The organism is Planomonospora sp. ID91781, from assembly GCF_015711595.1.
Taxonomy (GTDB): domain Bacteria; phylum Actinomycetota; class Actinomycetes; order Streptosporangiales; family Streptosporangiaceae; genus Planomonospora; species Planomonospora parontospora.
This window is the reverse complement of record NZ_JABTEY010000002.1, coordinates 1,199,501-1,213,652: the sequence shown is the minus strand read 5'-3', so window position 1 is coordinate 1,213,652 and position 14,152 is coordinate 1,199,501. Positions and strand designations below refer to the sequence as shown.

Sequence of the window (14,152 nt, the reverse complement as noted above, 5' to 3'; positions counted from 1 at the left end):
GGACACGATGGCCGCGGGTGCACTGACCGCCGAGGAGATCCTGGCCGCCACCGAGGGCGTCCTGCGCCGCTACGGCCCGGCCAAGGCCACCGTGGTCGACGTGGCCAGGGCCCTCGGGGTCAGCCACGGCAGCGTGTACCGGCACTTCCCCACCAAGGCGGCGCTGCGCGCCGCGGTCACCCGGCGCTGGCTCGACCGCAACCACGCAGGGCTGGCCGAGCTCGCCGCCGAGGACTCCCCGGCCCCCGAGCGGCTGCGCCGCTGGCTGGCGGCCCTGTTCGAGGCCAAGCGGCGCAAGGCCCTCGACGACCCGGAGCTCTTCGCCACCTACACCGTGCTCGCCGGTGAGAGCGACACCGTGGTCGCCGAGCACATCGACGCCCTGCTCGGCGAGATCGCCCTGATCATCGCCGACGGCGTCGCGCAGGGCGCGTTCGCCCCGTGCGATCCGCAGGTCACCGCGCGCGCGGTGCTGGACGCGACCGGCCGCTTCCACAACCCGCTCTACGCCGCCGAATGGTCCGCCCCGGAGATCGACACGGCCTTCGGCGCGGTCTGCTCACTGGTGCTCGCGGGCCTGCGGGCGACCGGCTGACGGTACGCGCCCGAGACCCGCGGACCCGCGGACCTCCGGCCTGTGGACCCGCAGGCTGCGGTCGTACGGGATGCCGCGGTCGTGCGGGGTGCCGCGGCGGTGCGGACGGGTGCGCGGGCGGGGTCCCGGGCGCCTCAGTTGGTTCGGGTGTTGGGGAGGTGGTCCCCGAGGTAGCCGATCCAGACCTTGCCGCTGGCGCCGCCGGAGTCGTCGTGGAAGTACATCCGCGGCGCCGGATAGCCGACGGGCCGCAGCTTCACGTGCGCCTCCATCAGGAGCCGTCCCGCCGGATGCACCTCCTGCGGCACGGCGAAGACCCTGGGCTCGCTGAACTTGGCGCTGCCCGTCACGCTCCTGGACTCGCGCATGGCCAGCATCCCGGTGGGGATGGTGCGGCGGCCGTCCGCACCGTTGGCGCACCAGTCGTAGAACCCGCCGGAGAACGCCCCCGAGGAGCGCGCCCCGGCGAAGTCGTCCAGCGCGCACAGGGCGTCCCACGCCTTGGCCGCCCAGGTGCGGCAGAGCGCCGGATGGTCCAGGTCCAGCCGGGCGGCCGGGCCGTCGGTGTCGCCGACCGAGACGTGCCGCAGCGTCGCCCGGGCCCTGACCAGCACGTCCACCAGACCGGTCGGCTCGAAGACGTCCTCCTCGGGGGCCGCGCCGTAGGCCGGGTGACCCGCCTCGGTCAGCATCCGCTCCAGCCGGCGCACCTGCCAGGCCAGCCTGCGGGCCTCTGCGGCGGAGTCGGCGTACTCCTTCTGGAGGAACAGGTGCTCGCGGCGGAGACGCCCGGCCCCACCCTCCACGCGTGTCTCCGCCGGTGCCCCGGGCTCGCCTTCCGCCCGCGTCCTCGTCCGTGCCCCGGGCTCGTCCTCCGCCCGTGTCCCCGCCCGTGTCTCCGCCGGTGCCCCCGCCTCCCCGGCCACCGGGGGAGGACCGTCCCGCCACCGCTCGGCGACGATGTCGCGGAGCCCGGCCACGTGCGCGCCGAGAATGCGGATCTCGCGGAGCAGCAGACCCGGCTCGTCGTCGGGGGAGGCGGACGACGCGGCCAGGTTCAGCGCACTCTCCAGCTCACCGCGCAGCTCCTTGACCACCGCGTCCGCCACCGCCCGGACGAGACCGGCCACGTCGAGCGCCGGAGCGCCGCCGACCGGCCCGGCCGCCGGAGAAGGGCCGGGGGAGGAGCCCTGCCCGGCGGCCGGTCGGGTTCCCGGGGCGGCGGTTCCGGAGGCGCCCGGACCCGCGGCCCCGGGCCGCGCGACGGCGGACTGCGCGGTGGAAAGCGGTGCGGCGGCGGACCGCGCCGAAGCCGTCTCCGAGGCCGTCTCCGGGGCGGCGGGCGGCACCGGCTGCCGGGTCAGGGCCATCATCCCGCGCCGCAGCTCCTCGCGGCTGAGGTCGACCGGGGCGGGCACCGGGGCCGCCGCGGCGGCGATCGCGCTCAGCTCGGCCGTGCCGGACAGGACCCGGCGCACGGCCCCCATCGTCCGCCGGACGTCGTCCGGGAGCTCGGCGCGGGCGGTCCTGCCGAGCGCCCCCTCGACGACCACACCGAGGGCGGCGGCGCCCTGGGCGCGGAGCCGGGGACCGCCCATGGTCAGGTGCCGCTCGGGGTAGCGCTCCCCGGCGGGGTCGAACGGCGTGACGTAGGTGCGGACGCCGCCGCCGTACACGCCGAGCCGTTCACCCAGCGTCTCGTTGAACCGGTCCTGGGCGCGCAGATCCGCCAGGCGCACCACCAGGGCCGCCCCGGTGAGGGCGGCGGCCAGGTGGTCGGCGCGGGCACGGCCCGCCTCGGGCCGCTGCGCGTCCACGGAGACGACCACGGCCGGAACCCGGCGGCGGGGATCGGCCAGCGTCCGGACGAACCGGTCCACCTCGGTCTCGTCGAGCACCACCGGCCCGTCCTCGACGTGCACGGCGCCGTCGGTGATCCGGGCGGTGCGCAGGTACGCCGGGAGGAAGCCGGGGGCGGTGACCGCCTCCGGTTCCCGGCCGCCGTGCTGCTCCACGGTGACGACGACCCACCCGGTCATGCCCGGCACGGACTCGGCGTAGGTCACCTGCGTGCGCAGGACCCCGCCCGCGACCGGCTCGCCGAGCGTGTAGCGGCCGCAGCCGCCGCCCCGGCGCTCCATGACCAGGCGGGCCCCGCCGGCCTCGTGCTCGGTCCGGGCCCGGGCCGCGCTCGCGGGAGGGAAGCCCTTCGCCTCGGTCCACTCGGAGAAGGTACGGCGCAGCCGGATCGAGATCGGCGGTTCCCGGTCACGCAGCACCGCCTGGTACAACCGCGTCACCTGAGATGCCATGGGCAGAAACCGCCTTCGAACGGGGGAACGTACGGCCGGCACTCCGCAAATCAGGGGTGAAGCGTATCCGACGAGGATCTGCAGCGTTCACATAAGCGTAGGGTTACCTCACCCTCTGTGTCGATCGCCTCTGCCGGGCCGGCCGGTCCATCGGTCCGCGGGGTAGCGGGCGGCGAGGTCCCGCGCCGGACCCTCGAAGGCGGTGACGAGGTCGTCGGCGATCCGCAGGACGGTGTCGCGGCCCTCGACGATCGCGGCCCAGTCGGCGGGCAGCGCGGCCTCGCCGTACGCCGCGCCGACGATGTTGCCGCAGACGGCGCCGGTGGAGTCGGCGTCACCCGAGTGGTTGACCGACAGCAGCAGGGCCCGGCGCGGGTCCGGCTCGGCCAAGGCGCAGTAGACGGCGATGGCCAGCGCCTCCTCGGCGATCCAGGCGCCGCCCAGGGCCTCCACCTTCTCCGGCGCGGGACCGCCCGCCTCCGCCAGCCGCCGGGCCGCGCGCAGCGCCTCGCGGGTCTCCCGGTGCTCTGGCCCGTGCCCGTCCAGGGCGGACAGCATCCGGTCGGTCGAGTCGACGGCCTCGGGCAGCGGTTCCCCGCCGACGAGCCGGCCGATGAGGTGGGCCAGAGCACCGGAGGCGATGGCGGCGGTGGGGTGGCCGTGGGTGATGCGGGCGGCGGCGGTGGCCAGGGCGACCGGATCGGCCGCGGCGGAGGAGATGGAAGAGGCGGAGGAGGTGGAGGAGGCGGAGGATGCGCGGCCGGGACCGGTGCCCGGGGCCGGGCCGACCGCGGTGGCGGAGGCGGGGTCGGCGGCCGCGGCGGGGGCGTCCGTGGGGAACGGAGCCTTCGTGCCGCGGACGAGACCGAAGGGGGCCGAGCGCATCACGGTGCCGCACCCCTTGGAACCGGGGTTGACGGGCCCATGGCCGAGGGGCGTCTCGGGCGGGGGAGGGGCGATCCCGGAGCGCAGGCCGGACAGGCAGGCGTTGCCGGGGGCGCGCCGGGCGTACAGCCACCGCTCGGTGCGCAGCCATCCGGTGCGGAAGCCGTCGTCCTCGGGACGCGGCGCGGTGTGGTTCTGGGTGTCGAGCCAGCGCAGGTAGGCGCCGTGCACGCCCGCCAGCGGATCGCCGCCGTGCAGCCGGGCGCGAATCAGGCCCTCGGCGGTGAACAGGGTCATCTGGGTGTCGTCGGTGATCTCGGTCTCGACCATGCCGGTGAGCCCGGCCGGGCCGAACCTCGCACGGATCTCCGCCAGGGACATGAACTCGACGGGGTTGCCGAGCGCGTCACCGACGGCGCCGCCGAGCAGGCAGCCCCGGACTCGGGAGGGGTACGGGACGGTGGTCGCGGAATCGTTCATGATCGGGTTCCTCGTCTGCGTCTGCGTCTGCGTCTGCGTCTGTGTCGGTGGCGGATGGGGGCCTGCGGTTCTCGTACTCCCGGCCGAGTGGAAGGCGCGGTCTCAACGGGGTGCCATCAGATGGACCGGACAACCCAGGCGATGCCCCATCTGGACGAGGTTGTCGGCGAACCCCCGTCGCGTGTCGGCGGCGAAGCCGACGAAGAAACGGTTGGCCAGCGGTACGCCCCACCGCATCCTCTGGGCGACGTTGAAGACCCGGTGCACGAGCAGCGCGCCCCGGGGATGCGGTTCGACGCTCCACTCGCCCCGATACCACCAGCCGCCCTGGACGGAGATGGTGTGGCCGGTGACCTCCACGGTGGAGGTGTGACCGGGCAGATCCTCGACGGTGAAGCGGCCGGTGCGCGTGCCGCCGGGCAGCAGCGCGCCGGCCAGGTCGTCGAAGACCGCGGTGGGCGGCGCTTCGACGATCCCGGTGACCTCGGCGATCGGCTTCTCCTTCCTCACCGTGCCACCCGCGTGTTCTGGAAGGAGGTGAACCGCCACCCTTCGGGCGTGCTGACCGCGGTGAAGGAGACGATCGACTCGCGGAACTCGCCCGCCACCGCGGTGCCGCCTTTCGAGATCACCAGGACCGCTCCGTCGGCGAGCGGTTTGACCTTGATCCGGCCGTTCGGGGCGGCCATGGCCGATCCCCGGAGCGGGCCGTCGAACAACCAGCGGTGCGAGGCCTCGATGGCCGCCCGCCCCTCGCTGTGCATGCCGTTGAAGGCGATGTAGTCGGCGTCCTCGGTGAAGAGGCCGCCGTAGGCGGTGGCGTCGCCCGCGTTCCATGCGTCGGCGAGGCGGGTGAGCAGACCGGTGATCTCCGTGTTCACGGACATGGCGCGATTCCTTCTGGTCGTGGCGCCTATCCTGGAGGTTGCGAGTCCAGGCAGGGCAGGCGCCTTGTTCGGATGTCCGGCTGCCAGGGTGTTGGCGCACTCTGGCAGCCGCTTGCTCATGGTTCGCCGAGCAGCTGCGACAGCAGGTCCTGCCGGACGGTGCCCGACCAGCCGAGCTCGCCCGATTCCAGGCGGGCGACGATGCGCTGCACCCAGGCCAGTTCGGCCTCGTTCAGCGTGCGCTCGTAGTCGACCTCGATCATCAGGATGTCGGGCAGGCCGTTGTCCTTCATGGCGCGCAGGTGGGCGTCCGTCCCGGCCAGCAGTCCTTCGAGCGCCGCGGCTCTGGTGCGCAGGGCGCGCAGCGCGTCGGGCACCGGCAGGGTGCCGATGAGGGAGACGGCGGCGGTGAACGTCCGGCGATCCGGGTGAGGGCTCTCGAGGAGCGCGCGGAGCCTGGTCGACAGTTCACTGCGGCCCTCGTCGGTGATCTCGTAGACGGTGCGCTCCGGCCGGCGCCCCTCTCTGCTGGTTTCGACCGGGGCGATCAAGTCCTCGCCCGCGAGTCTTTCGACCGCGTGGTAGAGGCTCCGAGGAAGCCCGGTGACGTAGTCCTTGTGGGTGTCGATGATGAAGCGGTGGAGCTCGTAGGGGTGGCTGGCGCGCACCGCGAGCATGGCCAGCACGGTCAAGCCGACCAGATCGGGACGTCGCGCCATAATGATGCCTCCTTCTATATTGCATTATGCACTATAGCGGAGCCGGGGGAAGGTTCCGAGGCTGACGGGCGGATGGTCGGTGATCGGCGCCGCGCCGCCGCTGCCGGGGGACCGGCCCGCACCGGGCCCGCGGCCGCCGTGCCGGTGGCCCGCCGCCGTCGACTTTGGTCGCGGAACCCCCGTCCGAAGTCCGATGTGCGCCGTACATCGGATTCCTAGCATCGAGGGCATGACCCAGACCGCAGCGCCGGCGTCCAGGCGCATCCACGAGATCGACGCCGTACGGGGCTTCGCGCTGGGCGGCATCCTGGTCGCCAACATCGGCTTCTTCGCCGACCCCGGATACGCCGTCGGCATCGGCACCCTGCCCATGAGCGAAGGCCCCGTCGCCCTCGTGGTCAGCACCCTGGTGCTGACCAAGTTCTACGTGATCTTCTCGTTCCTGTTCGGCTACTCCTTCACCCTGCAGATGCGCTCGTGGGGCGAGAAGGTCAAGTCCCGCATGGTCCGCCGCTGCCTGGGCCTGTTCGTCCTGGGCGTGGCGCACGGGTTCCTGCTCTGGATCGGCGACATCCTCACCCTCTACGCCGCACTCGGCCTCCTGCTGCTGACGATGCGCGACATCAGGCCCAGGACCGCCGTCAAGGCCGGCTGCTGGATCATCGGCGTGATGTCGGTGATCTGGCTCGCGCTGGCCGGGCTCGTCCTGCTCGACCCGGGCGGCGCGGTGGCCCCGGTCGCCGACACGGCCGCCGCGGCGCGGGCCGAGGCGCTGGTCACCGGCGGGCCGCTGGACTTCCTGCGGTTCCAGGTCGAGACCTACCCGATGCTCGCGGCGTTCGTGTGGCTCGGCCAGGGCCCGATGGCGATGGCGCTGTTCCTGTTCGGGCTGGCGGCCGGGAAGTCGCGCCTGCTGGAGGAGAGGGAGCGCTGGGCCCACCTGGTTCCCAGGATCCTGTGGCTGGGCTACGGCGTCGGCCTGCCCGCCGCGGTCTTCTTCACCTGGTCGTCGCAGACGGGCGGCGCCGCGGAACTGGTCGGCCTGGCGGTCAACAACGTGGCCTCCCCGCTGCTGTCGGCCGCCTACGTGGTCACCCTGCTGGCGCTGGTGAAGCGGTTCCCGGCGGTCGCCGGCGCGCTGGCCCCGGCCGGGCGGACGGCGGCCTCCAACTACATCGGCCAGTCGGTGCTGGCCTGCCTGGTCTTCACCGGGTACGGCCTGGCGCTGGCGGGGGAGCTGCCTCCGATCGCGGTGATGGGAGTGGCCGCGGTGATCTACGCGCTCCTGCTGGCACTGAGCGCCTGGTGGCTGCGCAGCCACCGGCAGGGCCCGGTCGAATGGGCGCTGAGACGCTTCACCCTGCTCTCCGCGGCTCCGCAGCGGTCCCGGTGATCTCATCGTCCTGGCGGTCCTGTCGGTCCTGTCGGTCCCGAGTGGCAGGATGACGCGCCATGGACTGGAAACTCGAAGTGGTACCCGTCCCGGTGACGGACGTCGACCGGGCGAAGGGCTTCTACGCCGAGGGACTCGGCTTCGCCGTCGACCTCGACATCCAGGTGGGCGACGGAGCACGCATGGTGCAGCTGACACCCCCCGGATCGGGCTGCTCGATCCATCTGAACACCGGGATCACCGGACCGCCGCCGGGCTCGCTGCAGGGCCTGCAGATCGTCGTGCCCGACATCGAGGCCGCCCGCGCCGAACTGGCCGGCCGCGGCGTGGAGGTCAGCGGGATCCGGCACTACGGCGAGGACGGCGCCCTGGCCGACGGGCCGGGCGGCAGGTGGAACTCGTTCGTCTTCTTCTCCGACCCCGACGGCAACGGCTGGGTCCTGCAGGAGCGGCCCGCCGGCGGGTGACGCCCGCGCTCCGGCGGGAGATCCCCGAAGCCTCGGCGCTCACAACCCGACGAGGGCGCTCACATCCCGACGAGGGTGCTCACGTTCCGACGAGGAAACCGACGACCATCACGACGAGGAGGGGGAGTCCCAGCGCCCCCGTCCAGACGGTCGCCTTCCTGGCGCGCATCATGAGGGCGGAGAGGAACGCGATGAGGACCAGCCCGAACGGGAGCGCGGCGAGCTGGAACAGCGCCCGCCACACGCCCCGTGCCCGAGTGGGCAGCACCCGGTCACCCTCGGGGGTCAGAACCGCCGGGAAGACCTCGCCCACCTCCACGTCCGGGACGGTGCCGGCGACGACCGACTGCCCCGGCTGCTCGTCGGGCACGAAGCGGGCCTCGCAGTCGCGGTTCGTGCGCTTCGACCGGCCCGTGCCCACGGTGTAGGACTCGCAGGACACGACGGTCGCGGTGCCGGGCGTGCCCGTGCGGCCGAGGGCGGCGCCCAGCTCCGGCGTGACGACCCCGACGATCGTGACCACCAGCCAGACGAGCAGCGCCCCCGGGACGAGCAGGCACAACGCCGTCCAGACGGCCATCCCCGTGCCGGACCGCGCCGCAGGCACCTGCTCCTGCTCACGAGGCATGGTCCTTCTCGGCGACCGGTCGACGGCTTCCCTGCGGGGACGCCGGGTCCGGCTCCTGGTCTTCTGCGTGCGGGTCACACCGGCCACTCTGCACACAGGCGCTTGGAAGCCACCTGCGACCGACTGGTGCCGGGTCTCAGAAGGGCGGCTCGTCGTCCTCCGCCCCGGCGAGCGCGCCGGTGACCGCCTCGACCCGGCTGGTCGTGCAGCCCGGCGACTCCAGGATCTCGCCGGTGACCGGGTCGATCACCAGGCCGTCGACCGTCATGAAGGGCCCCTCGTCCGCCCGGGAGGCGTCGCCGCACCAGCGGGAGACGGGGCAGAACCGGCACCAGGGCCCCGGGGTCGCCCGGAAGGCGGTGTCCCGGTGCCAGGGACCGGCCAGCTCCGCCAGGACGGCCCGCGCGGCAGTGACCACCCCGGGGTCGGCCGCGTCGAGTTCGATCACCGTGCCCGAGGCCGGGGTGAGCTGCTCCAGCTCGACGGTCCCGGCGGTGTCCCCGAAGACGCCGCCCGCGATCAGGCAGACCGCCAGGGCGAGCTGCGGGACCAGCTCCAGGGCGTTCTCCGCGGTGATGCCGCGGTCCGTCAGCGAGGTCTTCTGCTCCCGGTAGACCAGGCGGCCGTCCACCCGGCGCAGCAGGTCGGGGTTGGCGACGACCACGACGTCGGCGGTGGAGTCGTAGGCGGCCACCCTCGGCTCCGGCATGACGGCGGTGACCTCGCCGGGACCGCGCAGCGGGCACACGTCCACGTGCTGGATCAGGTAGGGCCAGATCTGCTGGTATTCGTCCCAGTTCATCATCCGCTCGGCCAGGCCGTGGAAACTCCCGGTGGGGTCGGGCAGGTCGTCGAGCGTGCACGGCCGCTTCCGCGGCCTGCCGTGGGCGGTCTCCAGCCACTGGTGCACCAGCAGCCCGCGCCGGACCGCCGAGCCCGCGGCCTCCTCCGCCGGCAGGTGCAGGTCGCGCAGGTGCGACTGCGCGGGGCAGACCTGGTACTGCCGGGCCGTGGTGACCGACCAGGTACGGCGGTGCGTCCCGGGACCGGGCAGCCCGAGCAGCCCCGGCGTCCGGGTGAGCGCCTCGCAGGAGCCGAACAGCCTGCACCCGGCGCAGTCGGAGCCCGGAGCCCGGCGGTCGTCGGTCAGCAGCCGCGCGGCCACCGGCCTGACGGAGTCCAGGTACGCCTGCCGTACCTCCTCGGGGGCCGCGTCGACGAGCACCCGGGCGTCGGCGTCGGTGAGGCCCATCTCGACCACCCGGATCCGCTGCGGCCGCACCCCGCCGTGCTCGACCGGGATGGGAACGGCCTGGTAGACGTCGCGGGGGTGGACGACCCGGTCCCCGGCCGCCGCGACGTACGCCATGGCGAGCGTGGAGTGGTCGCTCTTGCGCCCCGTCGGACGGCGCAGCCGCAGCCGGCGGAACTCGACGACCGAGCCGTCCGGCGAGGCGTACCAGCGGCCCCACGCGGTCAGCGCGCGCATCTCCACCGCCGAGGCGCCCCGCGTGCCGTGCTGCACGACGCGGGGCCGCCCGTCCAGGTGGAGCTCGACCCCCTCGGCGGCCAGCTCCGCGGCCAGGCTCTCCGACGTCTCCACGTAGGTGCGGCAGGCGTGCCGGATCCAGCGGGCCACGCCTCGGTGCACCGGATCGCGGCTCTCCTCGACCGCCATCTCGGCCGCGACGTCCGGGTCGTAGCCGTCGCACTCGACGAAGTCCAGCGCCGAGATGACCAGACCGAGCGGGAAGGAGGCCCACGGCGGATAGCGCCGCCGGTCGCGGACGACCGGCCGCATCGCGGGATAGGCCTTGGCGGCGGCGGACGCGGGGCAGTCCCGCTCACGGCGGTCGAGGGCGCTCGCCGAGAGCCGGACGACGTCCGGATTGCCGGTGAGCTCGGTGCGGAGGGGCATCGGGTCTCCTGTGGATGACGTTCCGTAAGATCTATAGCACCTCTTGTACTCGTGTCGGGGCTCCCCTGGGGATGACGTACGGGAAACGAGGGTGCAGCCGTGGGCCGTGCCGGGCCGGGCCGTTCCCGCCGGACGCGCCTTCCACGACGGCGGCGGTGACAGCGGTGGCCGGGGCGCGCACGACGGCGGCGGGTGACGGCGGTGGCCCGGGCGCATACGACCGCGGCCCGTCCGCTCAGGGAGTGAAGGCGGCCGCGTGCTCCTGCGCCCAGGTGGCGAACGTACGGCGGGGCCGTCCGATCAACCGCTCGACGTCCGCGGTGATCTCGGTCGGAACGCCGTCGTTCGACCGCTGCCAGTCCAGCAGCGCGTCGGCGATGGGCCCGGACAGGTATCCGGCCGTCTCCGCTTTCCACTCCTCGCGGGTGACGGTGCGGAAGGCGATGTGCCGGCCGGTCGCGCGACCGAGGATGTCGATCTGCTCGGCGCAGGTGAGCGATTCGGGGCCGGTCAGGGTGTACGCCCGGCCGCCCAGGGCGGGGTCGGCCAGGACGGCGGCGGCCGTTTCGGCGAGGTCGGCCTCGTGGATGGGATCGCTGTACGACCCCGGGTAGGGCAGGCTCACCGGAGCGCCGCTCTTGACGGGCCAGGACCACGCCAGGGCGTTGCCGGCGAAGGCGCCGGGACGGAGCAGCGTGCTGCGGACGGGGGCGTAGGCCAGGGCGTGCTCGACGTCCGCGTGGGTCTTGGCCAGGGGGTTGGCCTCGGCTTCGGGGGCGAGCACGGCGGAGGACGAGAGCAGCACGATGTGCTCGACTCCGGCGGTGACGGCCTCGTTCACGAAGGCGTCGATGTGCGACGGCTCGGCGTACAGGAAGACCGAATCGACACCCTCCAGGGCGGCGGGGAAGGTGGACGGGTCGGTGAGGTCGCACCTGACGGTCGCCGGTTCGCCCGGACTGCTCGAGGCCGGGCGGACGAGCAGGTCGCGCCGGCGCAGGAGGGAGATGAGCTCGGTGGCCACGGCGCCACGAGCGCCGGTGACGAGGATGGTCATGTCAGGACATGCCTTTCTGCTGATGGAACCCGGGCCGTGAAGGGCCGCGGACGGAGTGGTGCGGACGGAGTGGCTTGGCGCGCTGCGGCTTGGCGTGGCGCGGCGCGGACGGTGGGAGGGGCTTGGCGTTGCGCGGCGCGGACGGTGTGAGGCGGACGGGCGCCGGTATGCGGCCCCCTTCCAGGAGGCTGCGAAGGGTAAGATTCAGGCGCGACACGAAATCAGTGTCACGCAAAATTTGTGCGACGCAATAAAATGTGAGGGGTAGGACCGTCCGGTGTCAAATCGAGCCGAAACGCTGAAGCGGATCATGGACGAGAGCCGGCGGCACTATGCGGCGTACGTGTTGTTCAACCAGGCGCTGGCCGACCATCTGCAGATGCACTCCACCGACCTGCAGTGCGTGGCGCTACTGGATCAGGAGCCGGGGCCGGTCAGCACCGGTGACATCGCGCGGCTCACCGGTCTGACGCCCGGCTCCGCCACCCGCCTGGTGGACCGGCTCGAGAAGGCGGGTCTGGTGGAACGGCGCTCGGACCCCGCCGATCGCAGGCGGGCCCTGGTCGCTCTGGCGCCCTCGGCGCGGGAGAGGATCAGCGAGGTCTGGGATCTGCCGGGCAGGGCGTTCACCGAGGTGCTGGAGAGGTACGGGGACGCGGAACTGGCCGTCATCGCCGACTACCTGCACCGAGCCGCCGAAGTGGGCCGCGCCCAAGCCGAACGCCTCACCGGGGGGAGCTGAGGGCGCGACGCCGCCGTCGTCCCGGGGCCGAGCCGGCTTTCCCGTGACTCCCCGGAGGCGGCCTGTCGACGACGGTGTCACCAGGCGCAGCGGTACGTTCCCGGCGCACTCCGGTCGCCTCCGGGCAGGCGTGAGACGGCCGTGGTCCCCGATCCGGGGCAAGCGTGAGACGGCCGCGGTCCGCGATCACCGGTGGGTGTCAGAACTTGATGCGGGCGGCGACCGCCAGATGGTCGCTGCCGGTGGCGGGCAGGGTCCAGGTGGTGACGGGAGTCGCGGCCCGGGTCATGACGTGGTCGATCCGGGCCACGGGGAAGACTGCGGGCCAGCTGAAGCCGAAGCCCTCCTCCGCCGGGGTCAGCCGGGAGGTGACCGGCGCCAGTCCCCGGTCGTCGAGGGTGCCGTTGAGGTCGCCCAGCAGAACGATCCTGTCCTGCTTCTCCGCGGCGATGGCCGCGCCCAGTGCGGCGGCGCTCTCGTCCCGCCGGCCGGTGCCGAAGCCGTCCGGCAGCCGGATGCGGACCGAGGGCAGGTGGGCGACGTACACAGCCGCCTCGCCGTACGGCGTCCGCACGGTGGACCGCATCCCCCGGCTCCAGTCTCCGGTGACCTCCACGGGCTTGATGTCCACCGGCCGGGTGTCCGCGAGGGGATACCTGGACCAGAGTCCGACGGTGCCCACGACCGCGTGGTGGGGATGGCCGGAGGCGAGGGCGGACTCGTAGACGGGCAGGGCGCCGGGCGTCAGCTCCTCCAGGGCGATGAGGTCGGCTCCGGCCTGGGCCAGGGCTCGCGCGGTGCCTTCGGGATCGGGGTTCTCGTCATTGACGTTGTGCTGGAGCACGGTCAGGTCGTGAGCCGTTCCCCGATCACCGGGTAGCAACCGCTCACCGAAGAGGGCGGCCCAGACCGCCGCGGGCAGCACCAGGGACACCATCGCGGTGACCGAGCGACGCAGCAGGGCCAGGACCGTCAGCACGGGAACGGCCAGGCCGCCCCAGGGCAGGAAGGTCTCCAGCAGGCCACCGGGATTGCCCGCGGCGTCGGGCACGGCGCCGGGGAACGCCAGCAGCCCGGCCACCAGCACCGCGACCGCCGCGAGGACGCGCCCACGCGTCCAGGACCAGGACGTCCGGCCGGGCGCGCCCACCTCGCCCCGGTGCCACCGGCCGACGCGACGAGGGCGCTTCCCCGCAGCGCGAACCTTCCGATCTCCGATCTCCATACGCCCGACCGTACGGGTCACCGGTTGTCCTCGTGCACCGCCCGGCCAGGGGCAGGGGCCAGGAGGCGGGGCAGGGGGCGGAGGGCCGGGGGCAGGGGCGGTGATCGCCGTTCGCTGGCAGGATCTCGATGTGGCGATCCAGGTGTCGGTGTGCGGTCCGCGCGACTGCACGAGCGAGGACGAGTCCAATGCCCGCGAGGTCGGCCGGTTGCTGGCGGAGCGCGGCGCGGTGGTGATCTGCGGCGGTTACACCGGGGTCATGGCCGCCGTGGCGGCCGGGGCCCGGTCGGCGGGCGGGACGGTGGTGGGCATCCTGTCCCGAGCGGACAGACAGGACGCGAACCCGGACCTCTCCATCGTGATCCCGACCGGTGTCGGGGAGGCGCGCAACGGCATCATCGTCAACTCGGCTGACGCCGTGATCGTCATCGGCGGATCGTGGGGCACGCTGTCGGAGCTGGCGCTCGCGATGCGCCGCGGCCGCACGCCCGTGGTCCAGCTCGGCGGCTGGCGGATCCTGGACCGGGACGGGCGCCCGCTCCCCGGTGTCGAGCACGCTTCGACGCCGGAGGAGGCGCTGGCGCGCACCGGGCTCTGGCCCAGTCGCTGACCTCCAGGACGGGCCTGTCAGGTAGGACAGGCCCGTCAGGAGCCGGTGCCGCCGACCTTTGGGACAGGGTCGGTCGGGAGCCGGTGCCGATGACCGGGACGGGTCCGTTGGGAGCCGGTGCCGCCGGCCTTCGGGACGGGTCGGTCGGGAGCCGGTGCCGATGACCGGGACGGGTCCGTTGGGAGCCGGTGCCGCCGGCCTTCGGGGCAGGCCGGTCGGGAGGCGGTGCCGCCG

Annotated in this window: 14 protein-coding genes; 5 read left to right on the top strand and 9 right to left on the bottom strand. The window is 73.6% G+C overall.

The window, feature by feature from the left end:
- The first annotated feature begins 7 nt into the window (after window positions 1–7).
- A complete protein-coding gene (locus HS048_RS24735) occupies window positions 8–595 on the top strand; it encodes a TetR family transcriptional regulator (protein ID WP_196468825.1) in 588 nt (195 codons plus the stop codon).
- A gap of 134 nt (window positions 596–729) precedes the next feature.
- On the opposite strand, the gene HS048_RS24730 is transcribed toward HS048_RS24735, so the two are convergent.
- The 5 genes from HS048_RS24730 to HS048_RS24710 form a co-directional block, all read right to left on the bottom strand.
- Window positions 730–2,907, bottom strand: a complete 2,178-nt coding sequence (locus tag HS048_RS24730; RefSeq protein ID WP_196468824.1) for a hypothetical protein — start codon at window positions 2,905–2,907, stop codon at window positions 730–732.
- A 108-nt stretch (window positions 2,908–3,015) separates the two neighbouring features.
- Window positions 3,016–4,272, bottom strand: a complete 1,257-nt coding sequence (locus HS048_RS24725; protein ID WP_196468823.1) for an ADP-ribosylglycohydrolase family protein — start codon at window positions 4,270–4,272, stop codon at window positions 3,016–3,018.
- Window positions 4,273–4,374: 102 nt separating this feature from the next.
- The gene (locus HS048_RS24720) at window positions 4,375–4,782 is read right to left on the bottom strand and encodes a hypothetical protein (protein WP_196468822.1); all 408 of its coding nucleotides are present in this window, start codon (window positions 4,780–4,782) and stop codon (window positions 4,375–4,377) included.
- Window positions 4,779–5,159 (bottom strand): SgcJ/EcaC family oxidoreductase, encoded by a 381-nt coding sequence (locus HS048_RS24715; RefSeq protein WP_196468821.1) that lies wholly within the window; start codon window positions 5,157–5,159, stop codon window positions 4,779–4,781. Before HS048_RS24715 ends, HS048_RS24720 begins: the two co-directional genes overlap by 4 nt.
- 116 nt (window positions 5,160–5,275) lie before the next feature.
- On the bottom strand, window positions 5,276–5,878 hold the full coding sequence (locus HS048_RS24710) for a PadR family transcriptional regulator (protein ID WP_068899076.1): 603 nt from the start codon (window positions 5,876–5,878) through the stop codon (window positions 5,276–5,278).
- A gap of 229 nt (window positions 5,879–6,107) precedes the next feature.
- Here HS048_RS24710 and HS048_RS24705 point away from each other — a divergent pair, with 229 nt between their 5' ends.
- Together HS048_RS24705 and HS048_RS24700 are read left to right on the top strand one after the other, a co-directional pair.
- The gene (locus HS048_RS24705; protein ID WP_196468820.1) at window positions 6,108–7,271 is read left to right on the top strand and encodes a DUF418 domain-containing protein; all 1,164 of its coding nucleotides are present in this window, start codon (window positions 6,108–6,110) and stop codon (window positions 7,269–7,271) included.
- 59 nt (window positions 7,272–7,330) lie between these two features.
- On the top strand, window positions 7,331–7,738 hold the full coding sequence (locus HS048_RS24700) for a VOC family protein (protein WP_068899081.1): 408 nt from the start codon (window positions 7,331–7,333) through the stop codon (window positions 7,736–7,738).
- A 79-nt stretch (window positions 7,739–7,817) separates the two neighbouring features.
- Here the strand turns inward: HS048_RS24700 and HS048_RS24695 are convergent, their stop codons facing one another.
- From HS048_RS24695 to HS048_RS24685, 3 genes are all read right to left on the bottom strand, one after another.
- Window positions 7,818–8,366 (bottom strand): hypothetical protein, encoded by a 549-nt coding sequence (locus tag HS048_RS24695; protein WP_196468819.1) that lies wholly within the window; start codon window positions 8,364–8,366, stop codon window positions 7,818–7,820.
- Between the two features lie 136 nt (window positions 8,367–8,502).
- Window positions 8,503–10,284 (bottom strand): PD-(D/E)XK nuclease family protein, encoded by a 1,782-nt coding sequence (locus HS048_RS24690; protein WP_196468818.1) that lies wholly within the window; start codon window positions 10,282–10,284, stop codon window positions 8,503–8,505.
- A gap of 235 nt (window positions 10,285–10,519) precedes the next feature.
- Window positions 10,520–11,341, bottom strand: a complete 822-nt coding sequence (locus HS048_RS24685) for an NAD(P)H-binding protein (protein WP_196468817.1) — start codon at window positions 11,339–11,341, stop codon at window positions 10,520–10,522.
- A gap of 277 nt (window positions 11,342–11,618) precedes the next feature.
- On the opposite strand from HS048_RS24685, the gene HS048_RS24680 reads away from it, so the two are divergent.
- Window positions 11,619–12,083 (top strand): MarR family transcriptional regulator, encoded by a 465-nt coding sequence (locus tag HS048_RS24680; RefSeq protein ID WP_307832622.1) that lies wholly within the window; start codon window positions 11,619–11,621, stop codon window positions 12,081–12,083.
- Between the two features lie 199 nt (window positions 12,084–12,282).
- On the opposite strand, the gene HS048_RS24675 is transcribed toward HS048_RS24680, so the two are convergent.
- Complete coding sequence (locus HS048_RS24675) at window positions 12,283–13,308, bottom strand: endonuclease/exonuclease/phosphatase family protein (protein WP_196468816.1); 1,026 nt, start codon at window positions 13,306–13,308, stop codon at window positions 12,283–12,285.
- Window positions 13,309–13,438: 130 nt separating this feature from the next.
- Between HS048_RS24675 and HS048_RS38960 the strand changes: the two genes are divergently transcribed.
- Entirely contained in the window at window positions 13,439–13,918 is a 480-nt protein-coding gene (locus tag HS048_RS38960; RefSeq protein WP_196468815.1) for a TIGR00725 family protein, read from the top strand.
- Window positions 13,919–14,152 lie beyond the last annotated feature (234 nt).

Bases quoted from the DNA above. Each gene is read 5' to 3' on its own strand.
- HS048_RS24735 (WP_196468825.1), top strand. From the start codon at position 8: ATGGCCGCGGGTGCACTGACCGCCGAGGAGATCCTGGCCGCCACCGAG.
- HS048_RS24730 (WP_196468824.1), bottom strand. From the start codon at position 2,907: ATGGCATCTCAGGTGACGCGGTTGTACCAGGCGGTGCTGCGTGACCGG.
- HS048_RS24725 (WP_196468823.1), bottom strand. From the start codon at position 4,272: ATGAACGATTCCGCGACCACCGTCCCGTACCCCTCCCGAGTCCGGGGC.
- HS048_RS24715 (WP_196468821.1), bottom strand. From the start codon at position 5,159: ATGTCCGTGAACACGGAGATCACCGGTCTGCTCACCCGCCTCGCCGAC.
- HS048_RS24710 (WP_068899076.1), bottom strand. From the start codon at position 5,878: ATGGCGCGACGTCCCGATCTGGTCGGCTTGACCGTGCTGGCCATGCTC.
- HS048_RS24705 (WP_196468820.1), top strand. From the start codon at position 6,108: ATGACCCAGACCGCAGCGCCGGCGTCCAGGCGCATCCACGAGATCGAC.
- HS048_RS24700 (WP_068899081.1), top strand. From the start codon at position 7,331: ATGGACTGGAAACTCGAAGTGGTACCCGTCCCGGTGACGGACGTCGAC.
- HS048_RS24695 (WP_196468819.1), bottom strand. From the start codon at position 8,366: ATGCCTCGTGAGCAGGAGCAGGTGCCTGCGGCGCGGTCCGGCACGGGG.
- HS048_RS24690 (WP_196468818.1), bottom strand. From the start codon at position 10,284: ATGCCCCTCCGCACCGAGCTCACCGGCAATCCGGACGTCGTCCGGCTC.
- HS048_RS24685 (WP_196468817.1), bottom strand. From the start codon at position 11,341: ATGACCATCCTCGTCACCGGCGCTCGTGGCGCCGTGGCCACCGAGCTC.
- HS048_RS24675 (WP_196468816.1), bottom strand. From the start codon at position 13,308: ATGGAGATCGGAGATCGGAAGGTTCGCGCTGCGGGGAAGCGCCCTCGT.